The 23,889-nt window shown below is 68.6% G+C and carries 24 protein-coding genes, 3 tRNA genes, 1 pseudogene and 1 riboswitch; of the genes and pseudogenes, 15 read left to right on the top strand and 13 right to left on the bottom strand.

From position 1 onward, the window contains the following. Nucleotides 1-41 precede the first annotated feature (41 nt). The 3 genes from SNA_RS34910 to SNA_RS34900 form a co-directional block, all read right to left on the bottom strand. Nucleotides 42-779 (bottom strand): isocitrate lyase/PEP mutase family protein, encoded by a 738-nt coding sequence (locus SNA_RS34910; protein WP_030070790.1) that lies wholly within the window; start codon nt 777-779, stop codon nt 42-44. Next, on the bottom strand, nt 776-1,213 hold the full coding sequence (locus SNA_RS34905; RefSeq protein ID WP_030070792.1) for a carboxymuconolactone decarboxylase family protein: 438 nt from the start codon (nt 1,211-1,213) through the stop codon (nt 776-778). The genes SNA_RS34910 and SNA_RS34905 overlap by 4 nt, the downstream gene beginning before the upstream one ends. 77 nt (nt 1,214-1,290) lie before the next feature. Beyond that, entirely contained in the window at nt 1,291-1,794 is a 504-nt protein-coding gene (locus tag SNA_RS34900; RefSeq protein ID WP_030070794.1) for a carboxymuconolactone decarboxylase family protein, read from the bottom strand. Between the two features lie 1,073 nt (nt 1,795-2,867). Between SNA_RS34900 and SNA_RS34885 the strand changes: the two genes are divergently transcribed. Then, a complete protein-coding gene (locus SNA_RS34885) occupies nt 2,868-4,316 on the top strand; it encodes an aminotransferase-like domain-containing protein (protein ID WP_420823537.1) in 1,449 nt (482 codons plus the stop codon). Between the two features lie 142 nt (nt 4,317-4,458). Here the strand turns inward: SNA_RS34885 and SNA_RS43000 are convergent, their stop codons facing one another. Further along, a complete protein-coding gene (locus SNA_RS43000) occupies nt 4,459-4,668 on the bottom strand; it encodes a hypothetical protein (protein WP_157880183.1) in 210 nt (69 codons plus the stop codon). Nucleotides 4,669-4,710: 42 nt separating this feature from the next. Beyond that, complete coding sequence (locus SNA_RS40840; RefSeq protein WP_157880182.1) at nt 4,711-5,304, bottom strand: SUKH-3 domain-containing protein; 594 nt, start codon at nt 5,302-5,304, stop codon at nt 4,711-4,713. Here SNA_RS40840 and SNA_RS34880 point away from each other — a divergent pair. Then, on the top strand, nt 5,303-6,043 hold the full coding sequence (locus SNA_RS34880; RefSeq protein WP_030070797.1) for a class I SAM-dependent methyltransferase: 741 nt from the start codon (nt 5,303-5,305) through the stop codon (nt 6,041-6,043). The genes SNA_RS40840 and SNA_RS34880 overlap by 2 nt on opposite strands. Nucleotides 6,044-6,054: 11 nt before the next feature. Here SNA_RS34880 and SNA_RS34875 read toward each other — a convergent pair whose 3' ends face one another. The 6 genes from SNA_RS34875 to rocD form a co-directional block, all read right to left on the bottom strand. Then, nucleotides 6,055-6,852 carry a methyltransferase domain-containing protein gene (locus tag SNA_RS34875; protein ID WP_030070800.1) on the bottom strand — a complete coding sequence of 266 codons (798 nt, stop codon included), beginning with the start codon at nt 6,850-6,852 and terminating at the stop codon, nt 6,055-6,057. An 80-nt stretch (nt 6,853-6,932) separates the two neighbouring features. Then, nucleotides 6,933-7,424 (bottom strand): hypothetical protein, encoded by a 492-nt coding sequence (locus SNA_RS34870; protein WP_030070802.1) that lies wholly within the window; start codon nt 7,422-7,424, stop codon nt 6,933-6,935. Continuing rightward, nucleotides 7,414-7,899 (bottom strand): SUKH-3 domain-containing protein, encoded by a 486-nt coding sequence (locus SNA_RS34865; protein WP_030070804.1) that lies wholly within the window; start codon nt 7,897-7,899, stop codon nt 7,414-7,416. The genes SNA_RS34870 and SNA_RS34865 overlap by 11 nt, the downstream gene beginning before the upstream one ends. A gap of 38 nt (nt 7,900-7,937) precedes the next feature. Next, nucleotides 7,938-8,396 (bottom strand): SUKH-3 domain-containing protein, encoded by a 459-nt coding sequence (locus tag SNA_RS34860; RefSeq protein ID WP_030070806.1) that lies wholly within the window; start codon nt 8,394-8,396, stop codon nt 7,938-7,940. 37 nt (nt 8,397-8,433) lie between these two features. Further along, nucleotides 8,434-9,321 (bottom strand): DMT family protein, encoded by an 888-nt coding sequence (locus SNA_RS34855; protein ID WP_030070808.1) that lies wholly within the window; start codon nt 9,319-9,321, stop codon nt 8,434-8,436. 183 nt (nt 9,322-9,504) lie between these two features. After that, nucleotides 9,505-10,734 (bottom strand): ornithine--oxo-acid transaminase, encoded by a 1,230-nt coding sequence (rocD, locus tag SNA_RS34850; RefSeq protein WP_420823536.1) that lies wholly within the window; start codon nt 10,732-10,734, stop codon nt 9,505-9,507. 189 nt (nt 10,735-10,923) lie between these two features. Next, a riboswitch (ZMP/ZTP riboswitch) is annotated at nt 10,924-11,014 on the top strand. A gap of 41 nt (nt 11,015-11,055) precedes the next feature. Here rocD and SNA_RS34845 point away from each other — a divergent pair. The 4 genes from SNA_RS34845 (at nt 11,056) to SNA_RS34830 (ending at nt 15,338) form a co-directional block, all read left to right on the top strand. Continuing rightward, nucleotides 11,056-12,330, top strand: a complete 1,275-nt coding sequence (locus SNA_RS34845) for a serine hydroxymethyltransferase (RefSeq protein ID WP_044368223.1) — start codon at nt 11,056-11,058, stop codon at nt 12,328-12,330. A 131-nt stretch (nt 12,331-12,461) separates the two neighbouring features. Then, nucleotides 12,462-13,472 (top strand): tryptophan--tRNA ligase, encoded by a 1,011-nt coding sequence (gene trpS / locus SNA_RS34840; protein ID WP_044368219.1) that lies wholly within the window; start codon nt 12,462-12,464, stop codon nt 13,470-13,472. Between the two features lie 243 nt (nt 13,473-13,715). Next, on the top strand, nt 13,716-14,297 hold the full coding sequence (locus tag SNA_RS34835) for a 2'-5' RNA ligase family protein (RefSeq protein ID WP_044368214.1): 582 nt from the start codon (nt 13,716-13,718) through the stop codon (nt 14,295-14,297). A gap of 120 nt (nt 14,298-14,417) precedes the next feature. Next, on the top strand, nt 14,418-15,338 hold the full coding sequence (locus SNA_RS34830) for a YihY/virulence factor BrkB family protein (protein ID WP_078970398.1): 921 nt from the start codon (nt 14,418-14,420) through the stop codon (nt 15,336-15,338). Nucleotides 15,339-15,357: 19 nt separating this feature from the next. Here the strand turns inward: SNA_RS34830 and SNA_RS34825 are convergent, their stop codons facing one another. Next, on the bottom strand, nt 15,358-16,725 hold the full coding sequence (locus SNA_RS34825; RefSeq protein ID WP_078970423.1) for a D-alanyl-D-alanine carboxypeptidase family protein: 1,368 nt from the start codon (nt 16,723-16,725) through the stop codon (nt 15,358-15,360). An 88-nt stretch (nt 16,726-16,813) separates the two neighbouring features. Here SNA_RS34825 and SNA_RS45465 point away from each other — a divergent pair. The 9 genes and pseudogenes from SNA_RS45465 to SNA_RS34790 form a co-directional block, all read left to right on the top strand. Next, nucleotides 16,814-16,876: pseudogene (locus SNA_RS45465) on the top strand (SCO4848 family membrane protein); the annotation flags it as partial. 47 nt (nt 16,877-16,923) lie between these two features. Beyond that, the gene (locus SNA_RS34820) at nt 16,924-18,663 is read left to right on the top strand and encodes a recombinase family protein (RefSeq protein ID WP_030066737.1); all 1,740 of its coding nucleotides are present in this window, start codon (nt 16,924-16,926) and stop codon (nt 18,661-18,663) included. 505 nt (nt 18,664-19,168) lie between these two features. After that, nucleotides 19,169-19,243, top strand: a tRNA-OTHER gene (locus SNA_RS42990). 58 nt (nt 19,244-19,301) lie between these two features. After that, nucleotides 19,302-19,372, top strand: a tRNA-Pro gene (locus SNA_RS34815). Between the two features lie 187 nt (nt 19,373-19,559). Beyond that, nucleotides 19,560-19,630, top strand: a tRNA-Asp gene (locus SNA_RS42985). A gap of 26 nt (nt 19,631-19,656) precedes the next feature. Next, the gene (locus SNA_RS34810; RefSeq protein WP_044368211.1) at nt 19,657-19,908 is read left to right on the top strand and encodes an Acb2/Tad1 domain-containing protein; all 252 of its coding nucleotides are present in this window, start codon (nt 19,657-19,659) and stop codon (nt 19,906-19,908) included. Between the two features lie 69 nt (nt 19,909-19,977). Next, nucleotides 19,978-20,193 carry a hypothetical protein gene (locus tag SNA_RS34805; protein ID WP_051877328.1) on the top strand — a complete coding sequence of 72 codons (216 nt, stop codon included), beginning with the start codon at nt 19,978-19,980 and terminating at the stop codon, nt 20,191-20,193. Between the two features lie 954 nt (nt 20,194-21,147). Further along, the gene (locus SNA_RS34795; RefSeq protein WP_030066741.1) at nt 21,148-21,582 is read left to right on the top strand and encodes a phage terminase small subunit; all 435 of its coding nucleotides are present in this window, start codon (nt 21,148-21,150) and stop codon (nt 21,580-21,582) included. A 43-nt stretch (nt 21,583-21,625) separates the two neighbouring features. Further along, nucleotides 21,626-23,254: a terminase gene (locus tag SNA_RS34790; protein WP_030066742.1), complete on the top strand. Its 1,629-nt coding sequence runs from the start codon at nt 21,626-21,628 to the stop codon at nt 23,252-23,254. On the opposite strand, the gene SNA_RS34785 is transcribed toward SNA_RS34790, so the two are convergent. Next, nucleotides 23,251-23,802, bottom strand: a complete 552-nt coding sequence (locus tag SNA_RS34785) for a hypothetical protein (RefSeq protein ID WP_030066743.1) — start codon at nt 23,800-23,802, stop codon at nt 23,251-23,253. The two genes, SNA_RS34790 and SNA_RS34785, sit on opposite strands and share 4 nt — an antisense overlap. Nucleotides 23,803-23,889 lie beyond the last annotated feature (87 nt).

Here is a 23,889-nt window from a genome sequence, read left to right as displayed (position 1 = left end):
GGGCGCCTCTCCCGTAGGCGCCCCGGCCTGCCCTTACCTCCCTACCTCCCCAGCTCCTTGCGCAGCCCCGCCGCCATCTCCGCCACCGCCGCCGTCGCGCGCCGCTGGAGCCCCGGCCCGAAGGTGATGCGGGAGGCGCCGAGGGCGCCCAGTTCGCGCGGGGAGGGGCCGTCCGGGGTGACCACGGCGTTGACCGGGACACCGACGGCGGCGGCGATATCGGCCAGCCGCGGCGGCGGGGCCAGCAACGGATAGACGCAGTCCGCGCCCGCCTCGGCGTACAGCCGGCCGCGGTGGATCGCGTCCTCCACCGCACCCTCGCCCCTGGCACCCCGCAGGAACGTATCGATCCGGGCATTGATCACCAGCCCGTCACCGGCCTCGGCCCGCACCCGCGCCAGCCAGTCCGCCTGCTCCCGCGGATCCCGCAGCGCGCCGGACGCATGATCGCTGTCCTCCAGGTTGCAGCCCACCGCCCCAGCATCCGCGAGCCGCCCCACCAACTCCTTCGCGGACAGCCCGTATCCGGCCTCCACATCCGCCGATACGGGGATGTCCACGGCCCGCACGATCCGTGCGACGGCCGCGAACATCTCCTCGGCCGGCGTCTTCCCGTCCTCGTAACCGAGCGAGGCCGCCACCCCCGCGCTGGGCGTGGCGAGCGCCGGAAAGCCCGCATCCGCGAACACCCTGGCGCTGCCCGCGTCCCAGGGACCCGGCAGCACCAGCGGCAGATCGGGGCCGTGGTGCAGTGCGCGCAGGGTCTCGGCGGGGGTCACAGCTCCACCCCCGGAGGCTGGCGGATGGTGACATTGACCCGGTTCCAGTTGTTGATCGCGACGATCACCGCGATGAGGTGGGCCAGTTCGCGCTCGTCGAAGTGCGCGGCGGCCCGGTCGTAGACCGCGTCGGGAACGAATCCCCCGGTGAGCAGGGTGACGGCCTCGGTGAGCGCGAGGGCCGCCCGCTCCCGCTCGGAGTAGAGCGCGCCCGCCTCCTCCCAGGCCGCCAGCAGATCGATCCGCTGCTGTGCCACGCCCGCCTGGCGCAGGTTCGTGACGTGCATATCGATGCAGAACGCACACCGGTTGAGCTGCGAGGCGCGCAGGACGACCAGCTCGCCCAGGACCGGATCGCCCAGCCCCTTCTTGGCGGCCGTCGTCAGCCGCAGCTGGGCCTCGTAGAACGCGCGCTGCCGGCCCCAGAACTTCATACGGTGGGTGTGGATACGGTCGTGGGTGTGGATGCGGTCGGCCATCTCTGCCATCTCTGCCATCTCTGTCATCTCGGTCAGCCCTGCCCCGGTGCCCTGCGCGTCGACACGGCGAAGCGGTTCCAGGCGTTGATGGTGGTGATCGTGGCGATCAGCTGGGCGAGTTCGTCGTCGTCGAAGTGCGCGGCGGCCCGGCCGTAGACCGCGTCGGGAACGAATCCCTCGGTGAGGACGGTGACCGCCTCGGTAAGGGCGAGCGCCGCCCGCTCTTTCTCCGTGTAGAAACCGGCCGCCTCCTCCCAGGCGGCGAGAAGAGCGATCCGCTCCTCGCTCTCCCCGGCCTTCCGCGCCTCCGTGATGTGCATGTCCAGGCAGAACGCGCAGTGGTTGATCTGCGACGCCCGGATCCTGACCAGCTCGACCAGCACCGGGTCCAGCCCCCGCTTCGCCGCCGCGTCCAGCGCGATCATCGCCTTGAACACCTCGGGCGCATGCTGCGCCCAGAGCATCCGGGGGCCGTGTTCGTGTCCGTGCCCGTGTTCGTGCCCGCGGGTCTCGCTCTTGGCTGCCTCTGTCGTCATGGCTATGACGCTACGGGGTCAGTGGCGCAGGGGTATGGTCCACTTCTATGGGTGATTCGTGGGCCAATCAAGGGCGCAATCCAGGGGCGGACCCGGGCAGTAATCCGGGAGCCGACCCGGGGGCGGGCCCGGAAGCCGATTCCTGTGCCGACCCGGGGACCGGCCCGGGGACGAGTCCAGGCGCTGACCCGGGGGCCGGCCCGGGGACGGGCCCAGGCACCGACCCAGGCACCGACCCAGGCACCGACCCAGGCACCGACCCAGGCACCGACCCAGGCACCGACCCAGGCACCGACCCAGGCACCGACCCAGGCACCGACCCAGGCACCGACCCAGGCACCGACCCAGGCACCGACCCAGGCACCGACCCAGGCACCGACCCAGGCACCGACCCAGGCACCGACCCAGGCACCGACCCAGGCACCGACCCAGGCACCGACCCAGGCACCGACCCAGGCACCGACCCAGGCACCGACCCAGGCACCGACCCAGGCACCGACCCAGGCACCGACCCAGGCACCGACCCAGGCACCGACCCAGGCACCGACCCAGGCACCGACCCAGGCACCGACCCAGGCACCGACCCAGGCACCGACCCAGGCACCGACCCAGGCACCGACCCAGGCACCGACCCAGGCACCGACCCAGGCACCGACCCAGGCACCGACCCAGGCACCGACCCAGGCACCGACCCAGGCACCGACCCAGGCACCGACCCAGGCACCGACCCAGGCACCGACCCAGGCACCGACCCAGGCACCGACCCAGGCACCGACCCAGGCACCGACCCAGGCACCGACCCAGGCACCGACCCAGGCACCGACCCAGGCACCGACCCAGGCACCGACCCAGGCACCGACCCAGGCACCGACCCAGGCACCGACCCAGGCACCGACCCAGGCACCGACCCAGGCACCGACCCAGGCACCGACCCAGGCACCGACCCAGGCACCGACCCAGGCACCGACCCGGGGACGGGCCCAGGCACCGATCCGGAAGCCGATTCCTGGGCCGCTTTCGGGCGTGACCTGCACCTGGACCTCACCGGCCCCGGCGGGCTGCGGGCCGCCCTGATGCGCGCGCTGCGCGAGGCCGTACGGAGCGGGCGGCTGGTCCCCGGGACCCGTCTGCCGTCCTCCCGCTCCCTCGCCGCCGACCTCGGCATCGCCCGCAATACGGTCGCCGACGCATACGCCGAGCTGGTCGCCGAGGGCTGGCTCAGCGCCCGCCAGGGCTCCGGTACCCGCGTCGCCGAGAGGACCCTGCCGCGCGCCGCCCCCGCGGCCCGCCGCACCCCGGCCCGGGCGCCCCGGCAGCCCGACCGGCCCCGCTTCGACCTCACCCCCGGCACCCCCGACGTCTCCTCCTTCCCCCGCACCGCCTGGCTGGCCGCCGCCCGCCGCGCCCTGACCGCCGCCCCCAACGAGGCGTTCGGCTACGGCCCCCCGAACGGCCGCCCCGAACTCCGCACCGTCCTCGCCGACTACCTGGCCCGCGCCCGCGGCGTACGCGCCGACCCGGACCGGATCATCGTCTGCTCCGGCTTCATGCAGGGCCTGGGCCTGCTCAGCCGTGCGCTACGGGGGGAGGACGGGGGGCCGGTGGGGTGGCCGGACCCGGGACGGCCGGATCCCGCAGGGACGGACGCGGGCCGCCCCGGCGAAGGCCGGCGCCCCGCCGAAGGCTGGCGCCAAGGCGACGGCCAGATCGCCGTCGAGTCCTACGGCCTCCACTTCCACCGCAACGTCATCACCCGCGCCGGCCTGCGCACCGTCCCCCTCGCCGTCGATGAACACGGCGCGCAGACAAGCCAGTTGGCCTCCCTCGACGACGTCCGCGCGGCATTGCTCACCCCGGCCCACCAGTTCCCCACCGGTGTCCCCCTGCACCCCGACCGCCGCGCCGCCGCCGTCAACTGGGCGCGCTCCACCGGGGGTTACGTCCTGGAGGACGACTACGACGGCGAACTCCGCTACGACCGCCAGCCGGTCGGCGCCCTCCAGGGCCTGGACCCCGACCACGTCGTCTACATGGGCACCGCCAGCAAAAGCCTCGCCCCGGCCCTGCGACTGGCCTGGATGGTCCTCCCGGACCGCCTCGTCGACCGCGTCCTCGCCATCAAACGCTCCGGCGAATGGCAGTCCGGCATGCTGGACCAGCTCACCCTCGCCGAATTCCTCTCCTCCGGCGCCTACGACCGCCACCTCCGCGGTATGCGCCTGCGCTACCGCCGCCGCCGCGACCAGCTCGTGGCCGCCCTGGCCGAACGCGCCCCCCACGTCCACATCTCCGGCATCGCCGCCGGCCTGCACGCCATCCTCGAACTCCCACCCGGCACCGAACAGTCCATCCTCCAGGCCGCCCACTGGCAGGGCCTTGCCCTCCACGGCCTGACCACCTTCACCGACCCGTCCGCCACGGCCGTCTCCCGCGACGCCCTGGTCGTCGCTTACGGGAGGCCGCCGGACCATGCGTTCGGGGGCGTGCTGGAGGCGCTGCTGAGCGTGCTGCCGGAGGCTTAGGGATGGGCTGGCTGCTCTTCCCTCCGCACGGGAAGCACCGTGCCGTCGCCACGCCCACACCGCTACCCTGCTGGCCCTTCCGGAGCCCGCGCCCGCGCGAAGGACTGTCGTCCGCACCCGGCGTCCAATGGCTCAGATCAGATCAGATCGACACGGCACGCACCGTTGTCAGGCTCGTCCGCGACATGCCGGACGGCACGAAGGCCGCGCCGCCGGACGACGTGCGTTTCGCAGCGGTCAGGCAGAACGAATGCCTGACAGACATGCTGAGGGTCGTCGAAGGCCGGCCTTCTCCTGGCGTCTCGTCATAGATCCCCTGGGGGAAATCGGCTTGACCGTAAGGCGTTTCCATCGCCTCAAGGCATCGGTTTCTCCGGTTCGAGCGGGTTACCCGTTACCGAGGCCAGGGTGTTCTCCCAGGTCTGACGTAGCCGCAGACCAGGGGGCGATCAGCACGCACCATCAGATTCAAGGCGTCTTCTACCGATTCTCCAAGTCGCCAGACAAGCCCGCCGAGGTACCCCACGACACGCCCTGAGTCTTCCATGAAGACATAGGAACTGCTGAGCCACCACCCCAGAGGAACGTAGTTCCCGCCGAGTTCCTTTTGGATCAACTCGGCTGCGCTCCTATGTCTGCGGCACAGCTCGGGTTTGAGAATCAGCGGATCGTCATTGATGAATTCTCCGGACTCCGTGTCCACCGGGTGAACGCGGAGCCCATAGAGCGTGGAGATGACGGACTCCGCGTGTGCATTGAAGGAGAAACCTGCCTCCTTCAGGGTCTCCAGCGGCAGTTCAACATCCATCATGCGGTCCGTCGTCCACCCTGCCGCTTTCAACGCCTGTAGCGTTTGTGGATGAAGTTTCGCGATGTCGAGATATTGCGACTTGTTACTCAATTCCGAGTCCTTTTTGGAGTCGCCGACACCTGCCGCACGCGCCAGCCCCTCTCGTCCCCCCTGCGCCCTGGATATCTTTGCCGCCATGACTGCCACTTCCCACGACCATCCCGCCTCGTACGGTTTCGACGCCCCATACGCGCTGATAGGCATCACCGGCACCGGGCTCTCCGCGGTGATGCTGGCGGTCGTCGCGTTCGCTTCCGGCTGGCCGACCGGCTGGTTCTTCTCCCTCCTCGCGCTGTACTTCCTTGCCAGTGCGGCGAGTTATGCGTACGCGACCCGCTACGGCAAATTCCGTGTGTGGACGCAGGAGTTGGAGGGACTGGGGCTCCACGGAACGGAGCGCGTACTCGACCTCGGCTGCGGACGCGGCGCCGTTCTGCTGCATGTCGCCAAGCACCTGGACACCGGCCGCGCCACCGGTGTCGATCTCTGGCGTACACAGGACCAGTCGGGCAACGCCGAGGCGGTGACCCGGTCCAACGCCGAGGCGGAGGGGGTCTCCGACCGCGTCGATCTGGCCACCGGCGACCTGCGTGCGTTGCCCTTCGAGGATGCGGATTTCGACCTCGTCGTATCGAGCCTTGCCCTGCACAACATCCCCGGCGCCGATGCCCGCGAGCGCGCGATCACCGAGGCGTACCGCGTCCTCGCCCCGGGAGGACGCCTCCTCCTCGCCGACATCCGGCACGCGTCCGCCTACGCCGCCACACTGCGCCGCCTCGGCGCGGAGGACGTCACCGTCCGCGGCCTCGGACCCCGCTTCTGGTTCGGCGGCCCGCTGTACGCCACGCGGATGGTCAGCGCGCACAAGCCCGTGTGAGGGCGCAGGTCTCAGGGACGGTCCTGTTTCCATGCCGTCAGCTGGAACAGCCGAGCGGTGTGCATATAGGGCGGACGCGCGGTCGCGGCGAGTTCCAGTTCTTCGAGGTCGGCGTAGAACGCCGGATCGTACTTTCGCGCGTCGTCGGTGAGGTAGTCGCAGAAGCTGCGGATGCCGTAGTGGCGCACGTCCTGGCAGCCGAGGCTGAGGAGGACTGGGGTGATCTCCTCGGCCGTGTGGAGCGTCAGCACGGAATCGAACGTCTGGGTCCGGGCCCGGTCCGAGTCCAGCGCGGTCAGTGCGGTGGCGGGGTCCATTTCCCGCACCGCGATGTTCAAGGCGGCCGAGTGCCGGTTGATCGCCATCACGGAGAGCAGGCCGCCGCGCTTCAACGGGGCGAGGGCCGCGGCGAGAGTGCCCGGCACGTCGTCCACGTACGGGAGGAGGTTGTGGCACAGCACCACATCGAACTCTCCGTCGGCGATGTCGGCGGGCAGCGCAGTCACATCGGCCTCTACGCAGGTGATCAGCTCTGCCAGGCCGGCCGACGAGGCCCGCTCGGCCGCGGCGGCGAGCATGGCCGGGGCGTAGTCGACGACGGTGACGTGGTGCGCGCGAGCTGCGAGGCGCAGGGCATCGCCGCCGTCACCGCCGGCCAGGTCGAGGATGCGCAACGGCCCGTCCTCGGCGTCGAGATGGCGGACCAGATTCGTCTCGGCGATCGTGTAGCGCAGACGTCCCCAGGGGGCTTCCTGCCATTCCTGCCAGGCGGTCATTGCGGTGTCGAACTTATCGGCTGCGTCGGACATCTGGTGACGGTAGCTCACACATGCCTCAAGATGCTTCATTTACTTGGGAGTTCGGTGTACGGCAACCACAGTCCGGGTGGCTATTCGTCCCTCCTTCGCGCCCTCCCGAGAACTCCCTTCACCGCGCCCCAGGACTCCTCGGTGAAATCCTGGAGTCGCAACAGGCGTCCCTCAACGGTATCGCGTACCGACAGCCACAGGTCCAATCTCCGCATCCACCACGGCAATTGCCGGAAGGGGATGAACGTCAGCGTGTCCCTGATGGCGGAGTCGGCCACACCGCCGAGCCCTTCCGCGCGCAGCACGGCATAAATTCCTGGACTGAGCGTGGTGTACAGGCGGGCCATGTCGCCCGCGGCGACGCATCCCAGCTGGCGCACATAGGGGTCCGGCGAGCGCATCGCGCGTTCCACCCGGGGCGCGAGCACGGCGATGTCCTCGCCGTGCAGCACCATTCCGATGACGGCCGTGCCCACATGACGTTCGCCCCGGTCGAAGGCGGCGTCGATCTCGTCCGGATCGCGGATGTCGATCACCCCGTCACCGGTCTCCCAGTCCGGCTCATTCGGCATGCGGGTAATAATCCTCGGCGTCCTGAAGCTTCCCGGTGGACAGGCTGGTGATTACTTCATGAATACCCACGCCCGCGAAGTAGATACCGGAGTGATGAATATAAAACATTCGCTGAGCTGGATCCATGACTACTAGCCCGGCTTCAACTTTGTCCCATCCGACGGGGAACACGGGGCGTTGCAGCTCATCGGCAAGTTCCGAGATGTCTCCCGCCCGGTCGTTACAAAATCTCGCGCAGGTGTTGAAGTGGTCCGTGCGCTCCTCGTCGTAGGGGAAGGACACGTCAAGAAATCCATAGGAGCGCAGGAAAGCTTCCGCCTCCGAAAAAAGCGATACTTGACAACCGTGCGCCGCCAGGTCGGCCACCACAAATTCCGCCAGTTCTGAAACCCTGTCGCCGACGTCACGGCCTGGATGCCATCCGGCATCCGTCAAGAGCTGATCGATCTCTTTACGCGTCAGACCGGCCGTCATGGGAACCTCCTCCGTGCACCGCGCATCTCAACTCGTGCTCAGACGCTTTGAAAATTCCCCCTCAACCAGTTGCCGAAGGCTTCATATTCATCAGCCCCGATATAAGATGCGCCGGTGTGATGGATGTAGTAGAAGCAACCGTCTTCGGCCAAGGCGAAGAGGCCTCCTTCCGGCAGGTCATAGCCGACCCGAAACAGGCTCTTTCCGATTTCCTGCGCAAGCTCGGCGATCTCCTCGAAGTCTCCCTCGTAGCCGCCGGTCGGATTGGTGACGAGCTTCTCATCCGGAGCGCCGGGGTGTCTGAGCTGTAGCAGCCCGTAAGTGCGAACGAACCTCTCTGCTGCTTCCGAAGGGATTAGCGGGAAACCCTCCGCCACCGAATCCGCTACAGCGTCGTCAATGAATTCACGTGCCTTGTCGGCAATATCCCTGTCCGGGCTCCATCCGTTCGTGGACAGCCATTGCAGAATTTCTTCCCTCGACACTTCGGGGTTCATGGCAGACCTCATCGCTCAGACCACCGCCGAACTGCCCTCAAGTATCGCCGACCGACCTCGTGCTCCGCCCCTCCCGTTCACCCGCCGAAGACGGCTCACTCCCCGCCTCCGCCGGCGCCTCCCCGAACCGCGCCAGTGCCAGCGCCCCGGCCACCGCGAGCGCGAAGCCCAGGGCGGTCAGCGGGGTCAGCCCCGGCCGGGTGCGGTCGCCGAGCCAGGCGATGCCGACCAGGGCGGGGCCGATGGTTTCGCCGATGACCATGGCGGCGGTGGCGGTGGTCACCGAGCCGCGCTGGAAGGCGGAGGTCAGCAGGAGGAAGGCGGCGCCGCCGCCGATGAGGAGGGCGTAGCAGGCGGGGTTGGTGAGGAGGGAGGGGAGGGGGAAATCGTCGATGAGGCGGACGGCCACCTCGACGACGCCGAAGCCGAGGCCGGCGCCCAGGCCGAGGGTGGCGGCGCGGGCGCGGTCCGGGAGGCGGCCGGCCAGCGCGCCGGAGGCGAGGACGGCGAGGGCGAAGGCCAGTACGCCGATGCGGAGTTCGGGGGTGCCCCGTAGGTGCCCCTGTGCGCCGGAGGAGAGCGCCAGCAGCGCCAGGCCGCCGCAGACCACCCCCACCGCGCCCCATTCGGCGGGGCGCAGCCGGGTGTGCAGGACGGGCGCCGCGACCACCGCCGTCACCGCGAGAGTGGCCGCCAGGGCCGCCCCCACCGCGTAGATCGGCAGGACCCGGAGCGCCACCAGCTCCAGTACGAAGCCCACACCGTCCAGGGCGAGGCCGAGCAGGTAGCGCCATTGCGACAGCACCCGCAGGAGCAGCCGGGGGTCCACGCCCGAGTCGGTGCCGGGTGTGGTGGTCCGGGCCGCCACGGCCTGGAAGACGGAGGCGGTGCCGAAGCAGACGGCCGAGCCGAGGGCGCAGATCATCCCGAGGATCACGAGGCGACTGTACGGCGCGGGGGGCCGCCGCCGCGCCCCGGCTGCCGACCCTGGCTACCTCTCCCGCACCCCGCCGCCAGAACCGGCCTGATGCACGGCTCCCCGTGCCCCTCCAACACCCCGCCCCCATTGCTCGCCTACCCCTCCAACACCCCCGCCCCCATTGCTCGTCTATCCCTCCAACACCACCCGCAACTGCTCCAGCCCCCAGTCCAGGTCCTCCTTGCTGATCACCAGCGGCGGTGCGATCCGGATCGTGGCGCCGTGGGTGTCCTTGACCAGGACGCCGCGTGCCATCAGCCGTTCCGCGATCTCCCGCCCGGTGCCGCGCGAGGGGTTGATGTCCAGGCCCGCCCACAGCCCCCGGCCGCGTACCGCGTCCACCGCGCCGTCGCCCACCAGCAGCCGCAGCTCGCCGAGCAGATGCCGGCCCAACTCCGTTGCACGGGACTGGTATTCGCCGGTGCGGAGCATCGCGATGACTTCCAGGGCCACCGCGCAGGCGAGCGGGTTTCCGCCAAAGGTGGAGCCGTGCTCGCCGGGGGAGAAGACGCCCAGCACCGCGCGGGAGGAGACGACGGCGGACACCGGTATCACGCCGCCGCCCAGCGCCTTGCCCAGGACGTACATGTCGGGCACCACGCCCTCGTGCTCGCAGGCGAAGGTGCGGCCGGTGCGGCCCAGGCCGGACTGGATCTCGTCGGCGATGAACAGGACGTTCCGGCTGCGGGTCAGCTCCTGTACGCCCGCCAGATAGCCCGGCGGCGGGACGAGGACGCCCGCCTCGCCCTGGATCGGCTCCAGGAGGACCGCGACGGTGTCGTCGTCGATCGCCGCCTCCAGCGCGGCCAGATCGCCGTACCGGACGATCTCGAAGCCGGGGGTGTAGGGGCCGAAGTCGGCGCGGGCCTCGGGGTCGGTGGAGAAGGAGATGACGGTGGTCGTGCGGCCGTGGAAGTTGTTGCCGGCGACGATGATCTTCGCCCGGCCGCCGGGGACGCCCTTGATCTTGTAGCCCCATTTACGGGCCGTTTTCACGGCCGTCTCGACCGCTTCGGCGCCGGTGTTCATCGGCAGGACCATTTCCATTCCGCACAGGTCGGCCAGCTGCGTACAGAAGTCGGCGAAACGGTCGTGGTGGAAGGCGCGGGAGGTGAGGGTGACGCGTTCCAGCTGGTTCTTCGCGGCGTCGAGGAGGCGGCGGTTGCCGTGTCCGAAGTTCAGCGCGGAGTACCCGGCGAGCAGGTCCAGATAGCGCCGCCCCTCCACGTCCGTCATCCAGGCACCTTCGGCGGTGGCCACGACGACGGGGAGCGGGTGGTAGTTGTGGGCGCTGTGGGCATCGGCGGCGGCGATGCAGCGTTCCGTGGTCGTCACCGGGGACTCCGATCGGTAGGCCATGGGGGCGCGGGGCTGCCGCACCCCTCTTCATTGTTGCTCTGGCCTGGCGGTATTGCGTCGGCCAGGCATACGGCGACGGACGTGCGGGCCAGGCTGGCCCCCAAGCGCGGCGACTGGCGTACGAGGCTGTGTCCTCCCGGGGGACAACCCCCGGACCCCCGGCCGACGAGCCAGCTAGGCTGTCTACCCAGACAGCACGGCGACTGGCGTACGGGGAGACAACCTCGGGGAAGCCGCGCGAAGCCACACCTTCGAGGTGCCGCCCGCCTGGGCACCCCGGGACCACGACCGGACCACCGATCGACCGCCCCGGAGAACGCCATGACACAGTCCCTTCCGCATCCCGCGCTGGCCGCCGCCGACCCCGAACTCGCCGCGCTCGTCGGCGCCGAGGAGCGGCTCCAGGCCGATACGCTGCGGCTGATTCCCAGCGAGAACTACGTCTCCACCGCCGTTCTGGAAGCCACCGGAACGGTCCTTCAGAACAAGTACAGCGAGGGGTACGCGGGCCGTCGCTACTACGAAGGCCAGCAGAACATCGACCTCGTCGAGACGCTGGCCGTCGAGCGCGCCAAGGCCGTCTTCGGCGTCGAGCACGCCAACGTCCAGCCGTACTCCGGCTCGCCCGCCAACCTCGCCGCCTATCTCGCGTTCGCCCGGCCCGGCGACACCGTCATGGGCATGTCGCTGCCGATGGGCGGCCATCTCACCCACGGCTGGGGCGTCTCGGCGACCGGCACGTGGTTCAACGGTGTGCAGTACGGCGTACGGCACGACACCGCGCGGATCGACTTCGACGAGGTGCGGGATCTCGCCCGCAAGGAACGCCCGAAGATCATTTTCTGTGGTGGGACGGCCGTGCCGCGCACCATCGATTTCGCGGCGTTCGGGGAGATCGCGCGCGAGGTCGACGCCGTACTCGTCGCGGATATCGCGCATATCGCCGGGCTGGTCGCGGGCGGGGCCCACCCGTCCCCGGTGCCGCACGCCGATGTCATCTCCACGACCACCCACAAGACCCTGCGCGGGCCGCGCGGCGCCATGCTGATGTCGCGTGCCACGCACGCCAAGGCCATCGACAAGGCCGTCTTCCCCGGTCTCCAGGGCGGTCCGCACAACCACACCACCGCCGCCATCGCGCTCGCGCTGCACGAGGCCGCCGCGCCGTCCTTCCGCGACTACGCGCACGCCGTCGTCGCCAACGCCAAGGCGCTCGCCGAGGCGCTGCTGGCGCGCGGCTTCGATCTGGTCTCCGGCGGTACGGACAACCACCTGGTGCTGATCGACCTGACGAACAAGGACGTACCGGGCAAGGTCGCCGCCAAGGCCCTGGACCGCGCCGGGATCGTCGTCAACTACAACACCGTGCCGTTCGACCCGCGCAAGCCCTTCGACCCGTCGGGCATCCGGATCGGCACGCCCTCGCTCACCTCCCGCGGGCTGGGTACGGACCTGATGCCGCAGATCGCGGAGTGGATCGACCGGGGCGTGACGGCCGCCGGGAAGGGCGACGAGGAGGCGCTGGCGGCGGTACGGGGCGAGGTCGCCGAGCTGATGGCCCGCTACCCGGCGCCGGGACTGCCGATCGCCGGGTGAGTCCGGGGGAGGGCCGGCCGCCGCCACGGGGCCGGCCCTCGCCCGTCCGCCCCGTCCGCACCCCGACCATGCGCCGTCCACACCCCGACCACACGCCGGCCGCCCGTCGCGGACCTGAGACAATCGGTGGCATGGCTCTCGTACCTCGTGTGCTCTCCGGCATCCAGCCCACCGCCGGCTCCTTCCACCTCGGCAACTACCTCGGCGCGGTCCGCCAGTGGGTGGCGCTCCAGGAGTCCCACGACGCCTTCTACATGGTCGTCGACCTGCATGCGATCACCGTTCCGCAGGACCCGGCCGAACTGCGCGCCAACACCCGGATCGCCGCCGCCCAGCTGCTGGCCGCCGGCCTCGACCCGGAGCGCTGCACGCTGTTCGTGCAGAGCCATGTGCCCGAGCATGCCCAGCTGGCCTGGGTGATGAACTGCCTCACCGGCTTCGGCGAGGCGGGCCGGATGACCCAGTTCAAGGACAAGTCCGCCAAGCAGGGCACCGACCGCACCTCCGTCGGCCTGTTCACCTACCCGATCCTCCAGGTCGCCGACATCCTGCTCTACCAGGCCCACCAGGTCCCGGTCGGCGAGGACCAGCGCCAGCACGTCGAGCTGACCCGCGATCTGGCCGAACGCTTCAACGGCCGCTACGGCGAGACCTTCACGATCCCGGCTCCGTACATCCTCAAGGAGACGGCGAAGATCTACGACCTCCAGGACCCGTCGATCAAGATGAGCAAATCGGCCTCCAGCCCCAAGGGCCTGATCAATCTGCTCGACGAGCCCAAGTCCTCCGCGAAGAAGATCAAGAGCGCGGTCACCGACACCGACACCGTCATCCGCTTCGACGCGGAGAACAAGCCGGGCGTCTCCAACCTCCTGACGATCTACTCCACGCTCACCGGCGCCTCCATCGCCGAGCTGGAACAGAAGTACGAGGGCAAGATGTACGGCGCGCTCAAGACGGACCTGGCCGACGTGATGGTCGAATTCGTCACACCCTTCCGGGACCGTACGCAGTCCTACCTCGACGACCCCGAGTCACTGGACGCCGTCCTCGCCAAGGGCGCCGAGAAGGCCCGCGCGGTGGCGGCCGAGACCCTCGCCACCACCTATGACCGGCTCGGATTCCTGCCGGCCAAGCACTGAGCACCCGGCCCGCGGATCCGGCAGCCGCCGGAGCCGCGGGCGGCCCGGGACCGGGCGCCCGTACCGCCCGGCGGATGTGTCCGCCGGTAACGGGACCGAGGACACACCGCGCCACGGGCCCGCACCCGGCACACTGATAGCCGGCGCGTGCGAGCGCGCCGCCCGGGGACCGGCCGCGGCGGGCCGGTCGTGGACCTGTCGTGAGTGCAGCTGCCGCTTTTGGACTTCAGGAGGGAGAACGCCGTGGGGACCGTAACGCTGGGCGTTTCGATCGCGGTCCCGGAGCCTTACGGCAGCTTCCTCCAGGGGAAGCGCGCGGGCTACGGGGACCCCGCGGCACACGGCATCCCCACCCACATCACCCTCCTGCCCCCGACGGAGGCCGATGCCGGGGCGCTGCCCGCCGTCGAGGCCCATCTGGCCGAGGTCGCCGCCGCCTTCCGGTCCTTTCCGCTCCGCCTGGAGGGCACGGACACCTTCCGCCCGCTCTCCCCGGTCGTCTTCGTGAAGGTCGCCGAGGGCGAGGCCGGCTGCACGGCGCTCCAGGCCGCCATCCGCGCCGACTCCGGCCCCTGCGCCCGCGAGCTGGCCTTCCCGTACCACCCGCATGTCACGGTCGCGCACGGCATCGCCGACGAGGCCATGGACCGCGCCCAGACCGGGCTGAAGGACTTCCGCGCCACCTGGACGGTCGGCGGCTTCGGGCTCTACCAGCAGGGCGACGACGCGGTGTGGCGACTGGAGCGGGAGTATCCGTTCGGCCGGCAGACGACGGCCGTGCCACGGCAGGCCGATCTCTCGCGGCCCCCGGCGCCGACGTCCTAGCCGCCGCCCCATCGGAAGCTAAGGTTCCGGATAACCGGCCGGGGTATACGGGCGGGGTATCCGGCCGTGAGACGCGGCCGGCGGACGGCACCGGGGCGAGCGAGGGGGAGCGACCACACCATGGACTGGCTGACCCGACTGCCGGTGATCGGCCCGGCGCTGCGCCCGGTCGTACGGTGGCTGCTCGCCACCCGCCTGTGGGGCGCCTACACGCGCATGCTGCGGGTGCACTGGACCCGGCTCGCCGCCGCCATCACCTTCACCAGCTTCATCGCGCTCTTCCCGCTGCTCACCGTCGCCGCCGCGATCGGCGCCGCGTTCCTCAGCGACAGCCGCCTGCACCAGCTCCAGGCCAAGATCGCCGAACAGATCCCCGGCATCTCCGGGCAGATCGATCTGGCCGGACTGGTCAACAACGCCGCCACCGTCGGCCTGATCGCCGGCGCGCTCCTCCTCCTCACCGGCATCAGCTGGGTCGACTCGCTGCGCGACTGTCTGAGCGCGGTGTGGGAGAAGGAGGACGAGGACATCAACTTCTTCGTCGGCAAGCTCCGCGACGCCGCGCTGCTGCTCGGCCTCGGCGGAGTGGCCCTGCTCTCCGGCGCCTGCTCGGTCTTCGCGACCGCCGCGGTGGGCAAGGCGGCCGACGCGATCGGCCTTCCGGAGGGCGGCATCGGCGCCGCTCTGCTCTCCGCCGCCGGTTTCTGCATCGCCGTCCTCGCGGACTTCGTGCTGCTGGTCTACGTCCTGACCAAACTGCCCGCCGTCCACCCTCCCCGGCGCGCCGTCGTGATCGCCGGACTCATCGGCGCCATCGGCTTCGAACTGCTCAAGCTGCTGCTCAGCGGCTACCTCCGGGGCGTCGCCTCGCGGAGCATGTACGGGGCGTTCGGCACCCCGATCGCGCTGCTGCTGTGGATCAACTTCACGGCGAAACTGCTGGTGTTCTGCGCGGCGTGGACGGCGACGCCCGCGGCCGGGTCCGGGGCGGAAGCGCAGGAGGCGGAGCCGGCTCCCGCCGCGCCCCGCCCCCGTACCTGATCCCTACGCGCCCGCTACGTCACGAGCCCGCCCGCCGACGGCGCAGCACCAGCGCCGCCCCCAGGCCCACCAGCGCCAGCGCGCCGCCGCCGATGCCGACCGCCGTCAGGACCGAGCCCGAGCCGTCCGGGGACCCGTGCATGCCCATCTGCGCATCGTTCTTGCCGTCGGCGCCCCGCTTGGCCGCGCGGTCCCCGCTCTGGGGCCCGACCAGCTGCCCGACCGGCTCCACCTTCCCGGCCGCCGCGAAGCCCCAGTCCAGGAGCCGGGCGGCCTCCCGGTAGCCCTCGTTGTGCTCCTTCTTCTGCGGGTTCATGACCGTGACCAACAGCTTGCGGCCGTTGCGCTCGGCGAGCCCGGTGAACGTCGACCCGGCGTTCGTGGTGGAGCCGTTCTTCACCCCTTCGATACCGGGGTAGGGCCGGATGTCGAAGTCACCGCTCAGCAGCCGGTTGGTGTTCTGGATGCCGAACGTCTTGCGCTTGCCGTGCTTCGCCTCGTCGCCCGGGAACTGGGCGCTCGCCGTCGAGCAGTACTCGCGGAAGTCGGCGTTCTGAAGCCCCGCGCGGGCGAACAGGCTCAGGTCGTACGCGCTGGAGACCTGGCCCGGCGCGTCATAGCCGTCCGGGGTGACGACATGGGTGTCGGTGGCGTTCAGTTCCTTCGCGCGCTTCTGCATCTCCTTGACGGTGGCCTCCGTACCGCCGTTCATCGCCGACAGCGCATGCACCGCGTCGTTGCCGGAGCGCAGGAACACCCCCAGCCACAGATCGTGGACCGTGTAGGTGAGGTTCTCCTTTATCCCCACCATGCTGCTGCCGATGCCCATCCCCGCCAGGTCGGCCGCCTTGACCTTGCGCTTCTCGTTCTTGGGGAACTTCGGCAGCACGGTGTCGGCGAACAGCATCTTCAGCGTGCTGGCCGGTGCGAGCCGCCAGTGCGGGTTCTTGGCGGCCAGCACCTGGCCCGAGTCGGCATCCGAGATGATCCAGGAACGGGCGGTGAGTGCATCGGGGCCGGGCAGCTGGGGCGCACCGGCCTTCAGCCGCCCCACCTGGACGCCCGGCAGGCCCAGCCGTTCCCCGCCGACCTGCGACATCTTGGCGGGCGGCGCCGGGGCCTTGGGTTGCTTGTCGCCCTTGGGGACGGCGAATGCGGCGCCGGCCGGCAGCGCGGAGGCCAGCGCCGTGGCGAGGGCCAGCGCGGTCAGGGTCCGCGCGGGGCGGCGCCGGGGCCCGGTGCCGCCGGGGGCGGTCGAAGGGGTCACAGCCGTGGAGTCAGCAAAGGTCATCGGCACGTCGCAGAACGTACCCGGCCCGCGGCCCTCCTTGGCCCCCACCCCTCGGAAGAGTGCCCCACCCGGCCGCCGGATGGAGCCGCTGCCCATACTGGATCCCATGCTGCGATCCTCGGATGACACTGCGCCCGAAAGTGGCTCCGCCACGGGCCGCACCCCCGCGACCCTCTCCCGCCCCGTGTCCTGGTTCCTGCTCGCCTTCGGGGTCTGGAGCTGGTTCATCTGGATCACCTTTCACAAGTAACTAACCTTCACGACCGGGACTAGGCGAAAGAGCAGGTCAGAGGCATGACGCCGTTGACGTTGCCCAGCAGCGAGCACAGGGACACGATTCGCGTCGCCGTGTACGCAAGGCAATCCAAAGCACGCCCCGACGCCTCCGAAGCGTCGCCCGAAGCGCAGGTTGCTGCCGGGGAGGCGCTGGCCAGCAGTCGGGGTTGGCAGGTAGTCCACAGGTTCAAAGACGTCGGTCGGTCCGGTTGGGATCCCAAAGCCGTCCGACCAGGATTTGAATCACTCATGGACGCCGTGCGCGCCGGCGAAGTGGACGTGGTGGTGGTCAATGAGCTATCCCGCCTCACACGCAAGGGCGCGCATGATGCGCTGGACATCGACCGGGAGTTCAAGGAACACGGCGTGCGGTTCGTGTCCGTACTTGAACCGTTCCTCGACACGTCCAACCCCATCGGCGTTGCCATCTTCGCGCTCATCGCTGCTCTCGCGAAGCAGGACAGCGACATCAAGGCGGAGCGACTCAAGGGCGCCAAAGAAGAGATCAAGGCCGTTGGCGGCCGGCACTCCTCCTCTGCGCCGTACGGCATGCGCGCGGTACGAGAGAAGATCGGCAATCTCGTGGTGTCGGTGCTTGAACCGGATGAGGACAACCCGGAACACGTAGCACTCGTTGAACGCATGATCGAGATGAGCTGGGGTGGCATCTCCGACAATGCCATTGCCCGCACGTTCGCCAGCGAAGAGATCCCCGCCCCGGGTAACGCTGAGCGTCGGGCCACGGAGAAGCGCATGGCTTCCATCAAGGCACGTCGGGTGTCTTCGGAAGACTCGCCCATCCGCTGGCGAGCGCAAACTGTCCGATGGATTCTCAATCACCCCGCCATCGGAGGGTTCGCCAGCGAGCGCGTGAAGCGGGGTAAGGCGCACGTCAACGTCATTGCCCGGGATGAGTCCGGCGCTCCCGTCACACCGCATCGCGGGATCATCCCTGGCGCCAAGTGGCTTGAGCTTCAGGAGCGACGGAAGAAGCGGACCAAGACCAACCGTCAGCCAGGCGGAGAAGGGACAACGCCAACGCTCCTTTCAGGGTGGCGATTCTGCCGCTGCGGCATCGAAATCTGTCAGGGCTCAATGGGGCAGTCAAAGAACAACGGCGGACAGGACTACTACATGTGCGCCAACCCCAAGGGCCACGGCGGACTCTCCATCAAGCGCCACGACGCCGACAACTACGTTGCACGACGCGTGTGGGCACGTCTCGCGAACGCCGACATGGACGACGAGGCAGACCGGGAATGGGTAGCCGCTGCCGCAATGCGGTTCGCGGCACAGAGGAACTTGGCTGGCGTCCAGGAAGAGCGTCGGGAAACCGCAGCCCACCTTGAACACGTACGGCAGTCAATCGCAGAGCTTCAGGCAGACCGAAAGGCAGGTCTATACCGGGGGCGCCACGAGTTGGCCACGTGGCGAGCCACCATGGAGCAGTACCGGGCATACGAGGATGATTGCACCGCCCGGCTAGCTGAGTTGGACACCAAGACCGCGCAGGCCGTACAGGTTCCGTCTGAATGGTCCGAAGGGGGAGAAGACCCGTTGGGGCCAGACACGCCGTGGGGCAGGTGGGACGTGTTCAAGCGGCGGGAGTTCCTGGACCTGTTCCTTGAGGGCGTATCAGTCGGCCCCGGCAGGGACCCGGAGACGAAGAAGTTCATCCCAGTCGAAGAACGGATTTCTCTGGACTGGCGTCCACTACCTACAGACGACACTGAGGAAGACGCGGAGGTCACTGCGTGACCGTCCAGCAACTTGGACCGACAGCATGACGCAGCAGTAGACGCAGGCGCCCCCGGCCGGATCATGCCGACTGGGGGCGCCTGTGCATGTCCCGACCCAGCTCAGGAGGACGCGTTCCCACGCCAAGGGATAGCACCTCTGCCGAGACGACTGTCTCTTTCCCAGACGTTGGATGACCCACAGTCGCGGATCGTCACCGTGGGTGGGAGGTGATGCAAAAAAACTGCATCACCGAACTACTTTCTTGGGAGATCCCTATAGGAAGTATCTCGGTGATGCAGTTTTTTTGCATCACCCCTCACGAGCGAAGCTGAGACGACTAGTTGGGCTGTAACCGTCCCCAGACAACTAAGACGTGAGCGGGAGCGTTCCACGCACCAGCGCGTAGACGTGGACGTGAGAGTGAACCCGTTCCCGCCCCGTCCGCGGTGTGGCCTCCCAGGTATCTCCTGGTTGAGTTGGCCCCCGGACGGGGCCCTTGTTCGACCCGGTCGCCGCCGGGTCAGTGTCTGTCGTCCAGTGGTAGGACTATTCCCCTTGGCGAGAGGGGATTACCCCGGTTCGATTCCGGGCGGACACACTTTGGGCTCCCATGGGATCCCTTGGCGTGGTGGGTAGCTCCTACGGAATCGCCTAAAGCGTCTGTAGTTCAGCGGACTAGAACAGCTCCGTGGAGGAGCCAACCCCGGTTCGAATCCGGGCGGACGCAAGCTAGCCTTCGTAGCTCAAACGGGAGAGCGGCCGTAAAACGGAACGGCGGCATGGTGGGACGGTTGCGGATGCACCGGGGCCGGACCCAGCGCTCAAAAGGCGTTGGGTTGGGGAACCTTAGCCCTCGGCAGGGAAGCGCGTTATCCAAGCCCACTTACTTTGGTGCGGGTTCGAGTCCCGCCGAAGGCACCTATTGGTTGGCGAGAGCGCCCGATTGTCGATCGGGAGGACGCCGGTTCAAGTCCGGTTGGGGCCGCTCTCTCCCGCCGGCGGGGGTGTGTGATGACATACGAAGAGATCTGTAAGCGGTTCGACCATCACCCTCCGCGGTGTGAGCAGACCGCGGAGCTTCACGCGCTTGTACGCGCGGAGGTCAAGCGGTTGGCCCTGGCGCTGAACGAACAGCTCCCGGACGACCGGGAAAAGTCGGTGGTCTTCATGAAGCTGGAGGAGACCCTGATGTGGGCCAACGCCGCCATTGCGCGCGGGTGTTGTCTGTGCGTACAGCCCACGCTGCCGCCGAATGCTTGCTAGTCCCGTCCAGGTAGCTCATGACCGGAACATGTTCCGGTCTCACGGACGACATAGGGAGACAGTTTGTCTATGTGGTCCGTGGCCTGGCTGGGATGGATCGCTGCCTTTGTGGCACTGGAAACCCCGGCCCTCCTCAATAAGAGCGCTGGTGACACCTTCAGCGCGCACGTGTGGAAGTGGGCTGGCATCAAAGGCCGGGGCCCGCTGGTGAAGGTGCGGCGTACTGCCCTGTTGCTGGGGCTGGCCTGGCTGGTGACCCACTTCCTGACAGGGGGCTGGGTGTAGCCAGCGCGAGAGGGGAGGCGCCATGGTGTGGGGCACGAGCAACCGCCGGCAGCGTCTCCCCTCGAACTGGGCAGCCCTGCGAGCGCTGGTGCTACAGCGAGACGGATATCAGTGCGTTGCTCGCTCGCTCGATGGGGTGCGGTGCACTGAGCCGGCCACTGATGTGGACCACATCAAGGCCGGTGATGATCACAACCTCATCAACCTTCAGGCCCTGTGCTCATGGCATCACGCACGTAAGAGCGCGCGTGAAGGTCATGAGGCGAACAGGGCGAAGGCGCGACCCATGCGCCGGCGGCCGGAGGCTTCACACCCTGCGGGGCTGTGACCTGGGGGTATGCCCCCTTGGCTTTGGCTTCCGGATCGCAAGCGTATAGCAGCTCAGATCGTGTACGGGTTCCAAGGCCGTCAGACCTCGGTCCGCGCGGCGGCGCCGATCGGTTCACCGGCTCGTCCACCAGGCGGCACCAGTGCCGGCGGCAGTAGTCACCAGAGTCAGCAGCCACACCGGGATGCGTTGGATGGTTAAGTGCATTCCTCCACATCGCAGTTCGAACTGTGGAGCGCTTGAGGTGCTGTCAGTTCTCGATGCCATGACTTCATCGGAACACGCGGGCGGCATCGCTGCTTGACGCTGTGGATAACTGCGTTGTTGTCGCTCGTTCGGCAGGCCGACATCGGACCACGCTCCAAGGGGAAGAGCCATAGGAGAGCGGGAGTCCCGCGGGAGTCCCGCCCCAACAGCAGCGCCATCGGCTCGCTCACCTTTCGGTTCTTGCCTGTCGTATGTCATGTCCCCAGCTCATACGGAATGGGCGCGCGGAGCCAGAGCCTTCGCCGTGAACTTCGTGAATCTCAGCCGCTAAGCGTGAAAAGGCGTGAAATCCCAGTGGGCGGCCCCATACCTCGATCTGTGGTCAAACTTCTTGGATATCTGCTGTAGGGGGTGACACCATGCCGGGCCCCGTCCCGAAGCGCAGTGACCAGCGTCGCCGGCGCAACAAGGGCGACGGTCCCGACGTGGTGAAGGCGCCCGGCGGAGTCGCCCCAGACGTTCCGCCGGCGGACGAGGAGTGGCACCCGATCGCTGGTCGCTGGTACGCGTCGCTTGTCCAGTCTGGACAGGCACAGTTCTACGAGGCCAGCGATTGGGCCACTGCCCTTTATCTGGCGGAGGCCATGAGTCGGAACCTCAACTCCGGCAAGTTCTCCGCCCAGTTGCTCCAGGCGGTGCTATCCGGCATGACCGACCTCCTGACCACAGAGGGCGCCCGACGACGGGCCCGGGTGGAGTTGGAGCGCGAGAGCGGTGCTGACGACCCGCGAGAGGCCGCCCGCGTGACGCTTATGGATTCCTACCGCAAGGCCGCCGGCTCTTCGGACGGTTGATGCCGGCCGCCACTCACGAGCGGTGACGTTCGGAGGTGGGCCAATGACTGCTGTCGCGCTTGAGCCTGTACGTACATGGCCGGACAGCGTGCCGCCGGAGAACCGCACGTTGGGTTGGGACGTCCTGGAATGGACTTCGCGCTACCTGTTGCAGCCGGACGGTCCTGATGCCGGTCAGCCGTGGAAGTACACCCCGGAGCAAGTCCGCATTGTGCTCCGCTGGTTCGAGATCAACGAGGCTGGTGTGTTCGTGCGCCGGCAGGGCACGATCCGGCGCCTGAAGGGCTGGGGTAAGGACCCGTTCCTTGCGAGCTTGGCCCTGGTGGAGTTCTGCGGTCCCTCCCGCTTCGGCGGCTGGCGGCCGGACGGGACTCCGTACGCGGTGCCACATCAGGCTCCGTGGGTCCAGGTGGCGGCCGTCTCTCGGGACCAGACCCGCAACACCATGCGCTTGTTCTCCCCGATGTGCTCCCCGGAGCTGATCGAGGAGCACGGCGTAGACCTGGGCAAGGAGATCATCTACTCCGCCCGGGGCGGTGTGATCGAGGCGGTTACCTCCTCTCCGCGAACGCTGGAGGGTGGCCGCGCCACCTTCGTGATCTTGAACGAGACGCACCACTGGATAGCCGCGAACCAGGGCCACGAGATGGCCCAGACGATCGCCGGCAACGTCGGCAAGAGCCGTGGTGGCGGCGCTCGAACCATGGAGATCACTAACGCCCCGTTGCCCGGTGAGGACAGCGTGGCGGAACAGACCTGGCATGCCTGGAGCAAGGTAGCCGAAGGCAAAGCCCGGGACTCTGGCGTCTACTACGACAGCGTGGAGTCCCCGCCGGTTGATCTGGCGGACCCGGACCAGCTCCGCGCCGGCATCATCGCGGCCCGCGGGGATGCCACATGGCTGGACGTGGATTGGATCGTCTCCACGATCTACAGCGGCGTGATGCCGCGCGCCCGGTCACAGCGCATGTTCCTTAACCAGCTGGTGACCGCGGAGGACCAGCTCATAGCCCCGGCGGACTGGGACGCCTGCGCGGGTGATGAGGCGCTACAGGCCGGGGACGAGATCACACTTGGATTCGACGGGGGCAAGAGCGACGACGCCACATGTCTCGTCGCGGTCCGCGTACGGGACCGGCTGATCCAGCCCCTGGGGGCCTGGGAGCGCCCGGACGGCCCGGCCGGCGACGGCTGGGAGGTGGACCGCTACGAAGTGGACGGAGCGGTCCGCAACGCCTTGGAGCGGTACGCCGTGTCCGCGTTCTTCGCGGACGTGGCCCTGTGGGAATCGACCATCGACGCATGGTCGGAGGACTACCGGGACCGCCTCCTGGTCCGAGCTTCCACCCACTCCGCGGTGGGACGCGACATGCGCGGCGGCCTCCAAGAGCTGACGGCCGCCAATGAGCGCCTGGTATCCGCGATCGAGAACGGCCAGGTACGACATGGCGGAGCTTCGTCTCCGCTTGGCCGCACTCTGCGCCGGCACGTTTTGAACGCCCGGCGCCGGCCCAACCGATTCGGTCTCAGCTTCGGCAAGGAGAGCCGGGAGAGCGGCCGGAAGGTGGACGCCTACGCGGCCACCCTGCTGGCGGATCTCGCCCGCCACCGACTTCTTGAGTCCGGAAAGCAACGGCCCCGCGAACGTTCCGGGGCCGTGTTCTTCTTCTAGACGCTGTGGATGCCGCCAGTGAAGTTGGCCCAGGCTTCGTAGCGTAGTCGGCGGGCGGCGTCGTTGTAGGCGCTGAGATGCGTGAAGATCTTCTTCGCGGGTTGCCAAGTCTCTTCACTTGCCCGGCGCTGCTCGACGTCGGCGAGGACACCATCTATCAGCTTCTCAAGTGCCTGCTTTGTCGTGATGACGTACTCCTCCACGTCTGGGCTCACCACGAGTTGGAGGGTGTCGAACGCCTTCGTGATCTTGCTGCTGGTTTCTTCGTGGTACTTCATGAATTCTTCAGCCGTCACCACTGTGTCGTCGTCGTCGGACGCGAGGAAACGCCCGGCGTGATCTGAGGCGTCCTCGCAGACTTGGAGGAAGGCGACGAGCGCCGCATGCTCCTTTTCCATCAGAGCCGCAGCGAAGGCGGTTCGGGCCTGGGTGACAGCTACCTTCCGTGTGGTCTTCATGCTCAGCATGGCGGCACACAGGGCTGTTATGGCCGTCAGGGACGAACCGATGACGGTGGCGATGGGAACCCAGTTGTTGGTCTGACTCATACGGCCACGATGGCCGTACGCCGCGCGAAAGCGGGTGTGTTTGAGGAAGGCGAGAGCCTTCTCCGGTGTCAGCAGGACCCCGGCGGA

Source organism: Streptomyces natalensis ATCC 27448 (genome assembly GCF_000935125.1).
Classification (GTDB): domain Bacteria; phylum Actinomycetota; class Actinomycetes; order Streptomycetales; family Streptomycetaceae; genus Streptomyces; species Streptomyces natalensis.
This window is presented reverse-complemented; position numbering and strand designations above follow the sequence as displayed.

What these genes read in the sequence shown, in the direction of transcription:
- SNA_RS34880 (WP_030070797.1), top strand. Translation starts at nt 5,303, where the DNA reads ATGACTGCCACTTCCCACGACCATCCCGCCTCGTACGGTTTCGACGCC.
- SNA_RS34900 (WP_030070794.1), bottom strand. Translation starts at nt 1,794, where the DNA reads ATGACGACAGAGGCAGCCAAGAGCGAGACCCGCGGGCACGAACACGGG.
- SNA_RS43000 (WP_157880183.1), bottom strand. Translation starts at nt 4,668, where the DNA reads ATGGAAACGCCTTACGGTCAAGCCGATTTCCCCCAGGGGATCTATGAC.
- SNA_RS40840 (WP_157880182.1), bottom strand. Translation starts at nt 5,304, where the DNA reads ATGGCGGCAAAGATATCCAGGGCGCAGGGGGGACGAGAGGGGCTGGCG.
- SNA_RS34860 (WP_030070806.1), bottom strand. Translation starts at nt 8,396, where the DNA reads ATGAACCCCGAAGTGTCGAGGGAAGAAATTCTGCAATGGCTGTCCACG.
- SNA_RS34830 (WP_078970398.1), top strand. Translation starts at nt 14,418, where the DNA reads ATGGACTGGCTGACCCGACTGCCGGTGATCGGCCCGGCGCTGCGCCCG.
- SNA_RS34885 (WP_420823537.1), top strand. Translation starts at nt 2,868, where the DNA reads ATGCGCGCGCTGCGCGAGGCCGTACGGAGCGGGCGGCTGGTCCCCGGG.
- trpS (WP_044368219.1), top strand. Translation starts at nt 12,462, where the DNA reads ATGGCTCTCGTACCTCGTGTGCTCTCCGGCATCCAGCCCACCGCCGGC.
- SNA_RS34905 (WP_030070792.1), bottom strand. Translation starts at nt 1,213, where the DNA reads ATGAAGTTCTGGGGCCGGCAGCGCGCGTTCTACGAGGCCCAGCTGCGG.
- SNA_RS34810 (WP_044368211.1), top strand. Translation starts at nt 19,657, where the DNA reads ATGACATACGAAGAGATCTGTAAGCGGTTCGACCATCACCCTCCGCGG.
- SNA_RS34845 (WP_044368223.1), top strand. Translation starts at nt 11,056, where the DNA reads ATGACACAGTCCCTTCCGCATCCCGCGCTGGCCGCCGCCGACCCCGAA.
- SNA_RS34865 (WP_030070804.1), bottom strand. Translation starts at nt 7,899, where the DNA reads ATGACGGCCGGTCTGACGCGTAAAGAGATCGATCAGCTCTTGACGGAT.
- SNA_RS34820 (WP_030066737.1), top strand. Translation starts at nt 16,924, where the DNA reads ATGACGCCGTTGACGTTGCCCAGCAGCGAGCACAGGGACACGATTCGC.
- SNA_RS34825 (WP_078970423.1), bottom strand. Translation starts at nt 16,725, where the DNA reads ATGGGCAGCGGCTCCATCCGGCGGCCGGGTGGGGCACTCTTCCGAGGG.
- SNA_RS34785 (WP_030066743.1), bottom strand. Translation starts at nt 23,802, where the DNA reads ATGAGTCAGACCAACAACTGGGTTCCCATCGCCACCGTCATCGGTTCG.
- SNA_RS34855 (WP_030070808.1), bottom strand. Translation starts at nt 9,321, where the DNA reads ATGATCTGCGCCCTCGGCTCGGCCGTCTGCTTCGGCACCGCCTCCGTC.
- SNA_RS34870 (WP_030070802.1), bottom strand. Translation starts at nt 7,424, where the DNA reads ATGCCGAATGAGCCGGACTGGGAGACCGGTGACGGGGTGATCGACATC.
- SNA_RS34795 (WP_030066741.1), top strand. Translation starts at nt 21,148, where the DNA reads ATGCCGGGCCCCGTCCCGAAGCGCAGTGACCAGCGTCGCCGGCGCAAC.
- SNA_RS34805 (WP_051877328.1), top strand. Translation starts at nt 19,978, where the DNA reads ATGTGGTCCGTGGCCTGGCTGGGATGGATCGCTGCCTTTGTGGCACTG.
- SNA_RS34875 (WP_030070800.1), bottom strand. Translation starts at nt 6,852, where the DNA reads ATGTCCGACGCAGCCGATAAGTTCGACACCGCAATGACCGCCTGGCAG.
- SNA_RS34790 (WP_030066742.1), top strand. Translation starts at nt 21,626, where the DNA reads ATGACTGCTGTCGCGCTTGAGCCTGTACGTACATGGCCGGACAGCGTG.
- rocD (WP_420823536.1), bottom strand. Translation starts at nt 10,734, where the DNA reads ATGGCCTACCGATCGGAGTCCCCGGTGACGACCACGGAACGCTGCATC.